Below are 7,239 nucleotides of genomic sequence, written 5' to 3'. Positions count from 1 at the left end.
ATGGTGCCCCCGGCAGGATTCGAACCTGCGGCCTTCTGCTCCGGAGGCAGACGCTCTATCCCCTGAGCTACGGGGGCGCACGAACTACGGGCGCCAAACTGGGCTCCGACAGACTAACGCATGAAACCGAGACCCCAAGAACCGGACGGATTCGGGGCCTGACCACGCAAGACCCTAGGATGGACCCCCGTGACCCCCGCCGATCTGGCCGAATTGCTCAAGACCACCGCCGCCGCGGTGCTGGCCGAGCACGACCTGGACCCCGCCGCGCTGCCCGCGGCGGTCATCGTCGAGCGGCCGCGCAACCCCGAGCACGGGGATTACGCCACCAACCTGGCCTTGCAGCTGGGCAAAAAGGTCGGCGTCAACCCCCGTGAGCTGGCCGGCTGGCTGGCCGGGGCGCTGGCGCGCGCCGACGGGATCGCCTCGGCCGACACCGCTGGTCCCGGCTTCGTCAACATCCGCCTCGACGCCTCGGCGCAGGGCACCATCGTGGCCAATATCATCGCCGCCGGCGCCGGCTACGGCCACTCCGGCGAGTTCGACGGCCTCAACGTCAACCTGGAGTTCGTCTCGGCCAACCCCACCGGTCCCATCCACATCGGCGGTACCCGCTGGGCGGCGGTCGGTGACGCGCTGGGCCGGCTGCTTTCCAGCCAGGGCGCGGCGGTCACCCGCGAGTACTACTTCAACGACCACGGCGCCCAGATCGACCGGTTCGCCAACTCGCTGATCGCCGCCGCCAAGGGCGAGCCGGCCCCCGAGGACGGCTACGCCGGCGCCTACATCACCGACATCGCGGCGCAAATCCAGGCCAAGGCGCCAGATGCGCTCAACAGCCCCGACGCGCAGGAGACATTCCGCTCCATCGGCGTCGACCTGATGTTCACCCACATCAAGGAGTCGCTGCACGAGTTCGGCACCGACTTCGACGTCTTCACCCACGAAGACTCGATGCACACCTCCGGCCGCGTCGAGCAGGCCATCGAACGGCTGCGCGCCAACGACAACATCTACGAAAAAGACGGCGCCACCTGGTTGCGCACCAGCGCCTACGGTGACGACAAAGACCGCGTCGTGATCAAGAGCGACGGCAAACCCGCTTACATCGCCGGCGATTTGGCCTACTACCTGGACAAGCGCGAGCGTGGCTTCAACCTGTGTATCTACATGCTCGGCGCCGACCACCACGGTTACATCGCCCGGCTCAAGGCCGCCGCGGCCGCCTTCGGCGACGACCCGGCCACCGTCGAGGTATTGATCGGCCAGATGGTCAACCTGGTCCGCGACGGCCAGCCGGTCAAGATGAGCAAGCGTGCCGGGACCGTCATCACCCTCGACGACCTGGTCGAGGCCATCGGCGTGGACGCCGCCCGCTACAGCCTGATCCGTTCCTCGGTGGACACCCCGATCGACATCGACCTGGCGCTGTGGTCATCGGCCAGCAACGAGAACCCGGTCTACTACGTGCAATACGCGCACGCCCGGCTGTCCGCGCTGGCCCGCAACGCCGCCGAGCTCGGCATGAGTCCGGACACCGCCCACCTCGGGCTGCTCACCCACGACAAGGAGGGCACGCTGATCCGCAACCTGGGGGAGTTCCCCCGGGTGCTGAAAACCGCTGCCGCGCTGCGTGAACCGCACCGGGTGTGCCGCTACCTGGAAGACCTCGCCGGTGACTATCACCGGTTCTACGACAGCTGTCGGGTGCTGCCGCAGGGCGACGAATCACCGTCCGATCTGCACGTCGCGCGGTTGGCGCTGTGTCAGGCCACCCGCCAGGTGATCGCCAACGGGCTGGGCATTCTCGGCGTGAGCGCACCGGAGCGAATGTGAACGTCCATCCCGCAGGGCCCCGTCACGCCGAGGAGATCCACCACGACGGTCTGCCGCCGCGGCCGCAGACCTCCCAGGAACTGCTGGAGCTGGCGTCGAATGTGTGGCCCCGCAACACTGTTCGAGAAAGTGACGGCCAGGTGAGCATCGCCGGAGTGAAGGTGACCGACCTGGCCGCCGAATACGGCACCCCGCTGTTCGTCATCGACGAGGACGACTTCCGGAGCCGCTGCCGTGAGATCGCGCAGGCGTTCGGTGGCGGCGACCATGTGCACTACGCCGCCAAGGCGTTCCTGTGCAGCGAGATCGCCCGGTGGATCGACCAGGAAGGGCTGGGCCTGGACGTCGCCACCGGCGGCGAGCTGGCCGTCGCCCTGCACGCGGGGTTCCCCGCCCAGCGAATCACGATGCACGGCAACAACAAATCGGTCGCAGAGCTGCAGGCCGCAGTCGAAGCCGGGGTCGGTCACATCGTGCTCGACTCGATGATCGAGATCGAACGCCTCGACGCGATCGCCGCGGCAGCCGGTGTCGTGCAGGACGTGCTGGTGCGAGTCACCGTCGGCGTGGAGGCGCACACCCACGAGTTCATCTCGACCGCCCACGAAGACCAGAAGTTCGGCCTGTCGCTCGCCAGCCACGCGGCGATGGACGCCGTGCGGCGGGTTTTCGCCACCGACCATCTGCGCCTGGTGGGCCTGCACAGCCACATCGGTTCGCAGATCTTCGACGTCGCCGGCTTCGAGCTGGCCGCCTACCGGGTCATCGGCCTGCTGCGCGACGTGGTCGCTGAATTCGGTGTCGACAAGACCGCGCAACTGTCCGTCATCGACCTGGGCGGCGGGCTGGGCATCTCCTATCTGCCGCAGGACGATCCGCCCCCGATGGACGAGCTCGCCGGCAAACTCGCCGCGATAGTGCGCGACGAATCAGCCGCCGTCGGCCTGCCGACCCCGCAGCTGGTCGTCGAGCCCGGGCGGGCCATCGCCGGGCCCGGCACCATCACGCTCTACGAGGTCGGCACCGTCAAAGACGTCGACATCAGCGCCACCGCTCGCCGCCGCTACGTCAGCGTCGACGGCGGGATGAGCGACAACATCCGTCCCGCGCTCTACGACGCGCACTATGACGTCCGGCTGGTGTCGCGCGGCGGCACCGCCCAACCGGTGCCGGCGCGCGTCGTCGGCAAACACTGCGAGACCGGCGACATCATCGTCCGCGACACCTGGGTCCCCGAGGACCTGATTCCCGGTGACCTGATCGCCGTGGCCGCCACCGGCGCCTACTGCTACTCGATGTCCAGCCGCTACAACCTGCTCACCCGTCCGGCGGTGGTGACGGTGCGCGACGGGAAGGCCCGCCTTATGCTGCGCCGGGAAACCGTCGATGACCTGATCAGCCTGGAGGTGAATTAAGGATGTCCGATGCGAATGTTCCCGTGAACCCGGTGGGTGTCGCTGTCCTGGGACTCGGCAATGTCGGCAGCGAAGTCGTCCGGATCCTCGAGGCCAGCGCCGATGACCTCGCCGCCCGGATCGGTGCGCCGCTGGTGCTGCGCGGCATCGGGGTGCGCCGGGTGGCGGATGACCGGGGAGTGCCCGTCGAACTGCTCACCGACGACGTCGATGCCCTGGTGTCACGCAGCGACGTCGACATCGTCGTGGAACTGATGGGCCCGGTCGAGCCGGCCCGCAACGCGATCCTGTCGGCGATCAAACACGGCAAGTCGGTCATCACCGCCAACAAGGCCCTGCTGTCACGGTCCACCGGCGAGCTGGCCGAGGCCGCCGAGACCGCGCGCGTGGACATGTACTTCGAGGCCAGCGTCGCCGGCGCGATCCCGGTGATCCGGCCGCTGACCCAGTCGCTGGCCGGTGACACCGTGCTGCGGGTGGCCGGCATCGTCAACGGCACCACCAACTACATCCTGTCCGAGATGGACTCCACCGGCGCCGACTACGCCAGCGCACTGGCCGATGCGAGCGCACTGGGCTACGCCGAGGCCGACCCCACCGCCGACGTGGAGGGCTACGACGCCGCCGCCAAGGCCGCGATCCTGGCCTCGATCGCCTTCCACACCCGGGTGACCGCCGACGACGTCTACCGCGAGGGCATCACCAACATCACCCCCGAGGACGCCGCCGCGGCGCGCGCGCTGGGATGCACCATCAAACTGCTGGCCATCTGCGAACGCATCTCCGGCCGCGACGGCCAGCAGCGGGTCTCGGCGCGGGTCTACCCGGCGCTGGTGCCGCTGGAGCACCCGCTGGCCACCGTCAACGGCGCCTTCAACGCCGTGGTGGTCGAGGCCGAGGCGGCCGGCCGGCTGATGTTCTACGGGCAGGGCGCCGGCGGCTCCCCGACCGCCTCGGCGGTGTTGGGTGACCTGGTGATGGCGGCCCGCAACCGGGTGCAGGGCGGTCGCGGACCGCGTGAGTCCAAATACGCCCAACTGGCCATCGCGCCGATCGGCGATGTCCAGACCCGCTACTACGTGAGCATGGATGTCGCCGACAAGCCGGGCGTACTGGCCACCGTCGCATCCGAGTTCGCCGCCCACGAGGTGAGCATCGCCGAAGTGCGCCAGGAAGGCGTGACCGACGACGAAGGCCAACTGATCGGTGCCCGTATCGTGGTGGTCACCCACCGCGCCGCCGAATCGGCGCTGTCGGAAACCGTTGCGGCGCTGGCAGAACTGGATGCGGTACAGCAGGTCGCCAGCGTGCTACGACTGGAAGGAACAGATCAGTGAGCTCCACCCGGACGGCGGTCCACCAGCCCTGGCCCGGCCTGATCGGCGCCTACCGCGACCGGCTTCCCGTCGGCGACGACTGGACACCGATCACGCTGCACGAGGGCGGCACCCCGCTGATCCACGCCAAGCGGATCTCCGAACAGCTCGGCTGCACGGTGCACCTCAAGGTGGAGGGGCTCAACCCCACCGGTTCGTTCAAGGACCGCGGTATGACGATGGCGGTCACCGACGCAGTGGCCCGCGGCCAGCAGGTGGTGCTGTGCGCCTCGACCGGCAACACCTCCGCGTCGGCGGCGGCCTACGCCGCGCGGGCCGGCATCACCTGTGCGGTGCTGATCCCGCAGGGCAAGATCGCGATGGGCAAGCTGGCACAGGCGGTCATGCACGGCGCCAAGATCATCCAGATCGACGGCAACTTCGACGACTGCCTGGAGCTGGCCCGCAAGATGGCCACCGACTTCCCGACCATCTCGCTGGTGAACTCGGTGAACCCGGTGCGCATCGAAGGCCAGAAAACCGCGGCGTTCGAGATCGTCGACGCGCTGGGCGCCGCCCCCGACATCCACTCGCTGCCGGTCGGCAACGCCGGCAACATCACCGCGTACTGGAAGGGCTACCGCGAGTACTACGCCGACGGCCTGACCGACAAGCTGCCCAAGATGCTCGGGACGCAGGCCGCCGGCGCGGCGCCGCTGGTGCTCGGTGAGCCGGTCAAGAACCCCGAGACCGTCGCCACCGCGATCCGCATCGGCTCGCCGGCATCCTGGACCCAGGCCGTCGAAGCGCAGGTGGATTCCGGTGGGCGGTTCCTGGCCGCCACCGACGAGGAGATTCTGGCCGCCTACCACCTGGTGGCCGAGTCCGAGGGTGTCTTCGTGGAGCCGGCGTCGGCGGCCAGCATCGCCGGGCTGGTCAAGTCAGTCGAAGACGGCTGGGTGCCGCGCGGTTCGACCGTCGTATGCACCGTCACCGGAAACGGGCTCAAGGATCCCGACACCGCGCTGCGCGACCTGCCCGAGGTCGCCGCGGTTCCCGTCGACGCGGCCACCGTCGTCGCCGAGTTGGGGCTGGCCTAGTGGTTCAACTGTTACCGGCCGGGTTGACGACCAGCGTCGCGGTGGCGGCGTCGAGCGCCAACCTGGGCCCCGGCTTCGACAGCCTCGGGCTGGCGTTGGGGCTTTACGACGAGATCATCGTCGAGACGGTCGACTCCGGGCTGGTAGTGCACGTCGAGGGGGAGGGCGCCGGTCAGGTCCCGCTCACCTCGGATCACCTTGTGGTGCAAAGTATCCAGCGCGGGCTTGGGGAAGTCGGCGTCGACGTTCCCGGGATGGTGGTGCGCTGCCGCAACGCCATCCCGCACCAGCGTGGACTGGGCTCGTCGGCGGCCGCGGTAGTCGGCGGTTTGGCTGCGGTCAACGGCCTTGTCGCGCAAGTCGATCGGACCGGGCTGTCGGAATCCCGCTTGGTCCAGCTGGCATCGGAGTTCGAGGGCCACCCCGACAACGCCGCCGCTGCCGTGCTGGGTGGCGCGGTGGTCTCCTGGACCGCGGACCGCGCCGACGGCAGTGGGACCGCCTATTCGGCGGTGCCGTTGCGGTTGCACCCCGATATCCACCTGTTCCCGGGGATACCGCAGCTTCGTTCGTCGACCGCCGAGACGCGCATGCTGTTGCCCGAACAGGTCAGCCACCGCGATGCCCGATTCAATGTCAGTCGCGCCGCGCTGCTGGTGGTGGCACTGACCGAGCGGCCCGATCTGCTGCTGGAGGCAACCGAGGACCTGCTGCACCAGCCCCAGCGCGCCGCGGCGCAGCCTGAGTCCGCGCAGTACCTGCAACTGCTGCGGCAGCACGGCATCGCCGGCGTGCTGTCCGGTGCCGGGCCCGCGGTGATCGCGCTGAGCACCGCACCCGAACTTCCCGCTGAGGTGCTTGAGGCGCCGGCGGCGCGTGGGTTCGCTGTGACGCAGCTGCGTGTGGGTGATGCGGTCAAGTGGAATTCCGGCGTCGTGGTGCCCGGTTGAGGCACGCCACGCAGTATTTGTTGCGCGAGCCACTCAAGGCGGCTATCCTCGGTCCCGTCCCGCATTCGCGGCATCAGCACCTGACTCAGACTGCGATGTCACTGGGACGCCACCAAATTCTTCTCGTAGCTGACGGCTCGCGATTTGACGCTGTCGATACGGGTATCACCGTTAAAACAGTCGACGGTGACACGCACTCGGCGGTTCCGCTGGATGCACCCAACCCCTCGCGTGACAAAACCGACGAGGGAAGAAAGGAAATCCGTGACCGAAACGGACCTCTTCACGGCTGAAGGCAGCACCGGACAGGCTTCGCTGTCGACCTCTCAGAGCGCCTCCCCGACCTCGGGCCCGGGCGCTTCGGAGGCCTCCGGTGCCAGCACGCAGGCCGCCGGCGACGACACCGCGGTGTCGGCCTCCCAAGCCACCTCGACGCCCGCCACCAGCGACTCTGCGTCCGCCGTGGCACCGGACAACGGTGCTGCAACCGCTGCGGAACCGTCGTTGTCTGCGATGGTGCTGCCCGAGCTGCGCGCGCTGGCCAACCGCGTCGGCGTCAAAGGCGCCTCCGGCATGCGCAAGAGCGAGCTGATCGCCGCGATCCGCGAAGTCGGCGGCAACG

General features: G+C 68.8%; 6 protein-coding genes and 1 tRNA gene. 6 read left to right on the top strand and 1 reads right to left on the bottom strand.

Annotated elements, in window-relative coordinates; genetic code table 11:
• Position 1: 1 nt before the first annotated feature.
• Positions 2 to 77 (bottom strand) — tRNA-Arg (locus DQP56_RS21190).
• Positions 78 to 189: 112 nt separating this feature from the next.
• Between DQP56_RS21190 and argS the strand changes: the two genes are divergently transcribed.
• The 6 genes from argS to DQP56_RS21160 form a co-directional block, all read left to right on the top strand.
• Complete coding sequence (gene argS / locus DQP56_RS21185) at positions 190 to 1,836, top strand: arginine--tRNA ligase (protein WP_112688799.1); 1,647 nt, start codon at positions 190 to 192, stop codon at positions 1,834 to 1,836.
• Positions 1,833 to 3,251, top strand: coding sequence for a diaminopimelate decarboxylase (lysA, locus tag DQP56_RS21180; protein WP_112688797.1), 1,419 nt, complete (start codon positions 1,833 to 1,835; stop codon positions 3,249 to 3,251). Before argS ends, lysA begins: the two co-directional genes overlap by 4 nt.
• A 2-nt stretch (positions 3,252 to 3,253) precedes the next feature.
• Entirely contained in the window at positions 3,254 to 4,588 is a 1,335-nt protein-coding gene (locus DQP56_RS21175) for a homoserine dehydrogenase (RefSeq protein ID WP_112688795.1), read from the top strand.
• Positions 4,585 to 5,667 (top strand): threonine synthase, encoded by a 1,083-nt coding sequence (gene thrC, locus DQP56_RS21170; RefSeq protein WP_112688793.1) that lies wholly within the window; start codon positions 4,585 to 4,587, stop codon positions 5,665 to 5,667. Before DQP56_RS21175 ends, thrC begins: the two co-directional genes overlap by 4 nt.
• Positions 5,667 to 6,617 (top strand): homoserine kinase, encoded by a 951-nt coding sequence (gene thrB / locus DQP56_RS21165; RefSeq protein ID WP_112688791.1) that lies wholly within the window; start codon positions 5,667 to 5,669, stop codon positions 6,615 to 6,617. Before thrC ends, thrB begins: the two co-directional genes overlap by 1 nt.
• A gap of 264 nt (positions 6,618 to 6,881) precedes the next feature.
• Positions 6,882 to 7,239, top strand: a 358-nt coding sequence (locus DQP56_RS21160; protein WP_205868943.1) for a Rho termination factor N-terminal domain-containing protein, incomplete at its 3' end; no start/stop codon positions are given.

Source organism: Mycolicibacter senuensis (assembly GCF_003284925.1).
Taxonomy (GTDB): domain Bacteria; phylum Actinomycetota; class Actinomycetes; order Mycobacteriales; family Mycobacteriaceae; genus Mycobacterium; species Mycobacterium algericum_A.
This window is presented reverse-complemented; position numbering and strand designations above follow the sequence as displayed.

Bases quoted from the DNA above. Each gene is read 5' to 3' on its own strand.
- DQP56_RS21175 (WP_112688795.1), top strand. From the start codon at position 3,254: ATGTCCGATGCGAATGTTCCCGTGAACCCGGTGGGTGTCGCTGTCCTG.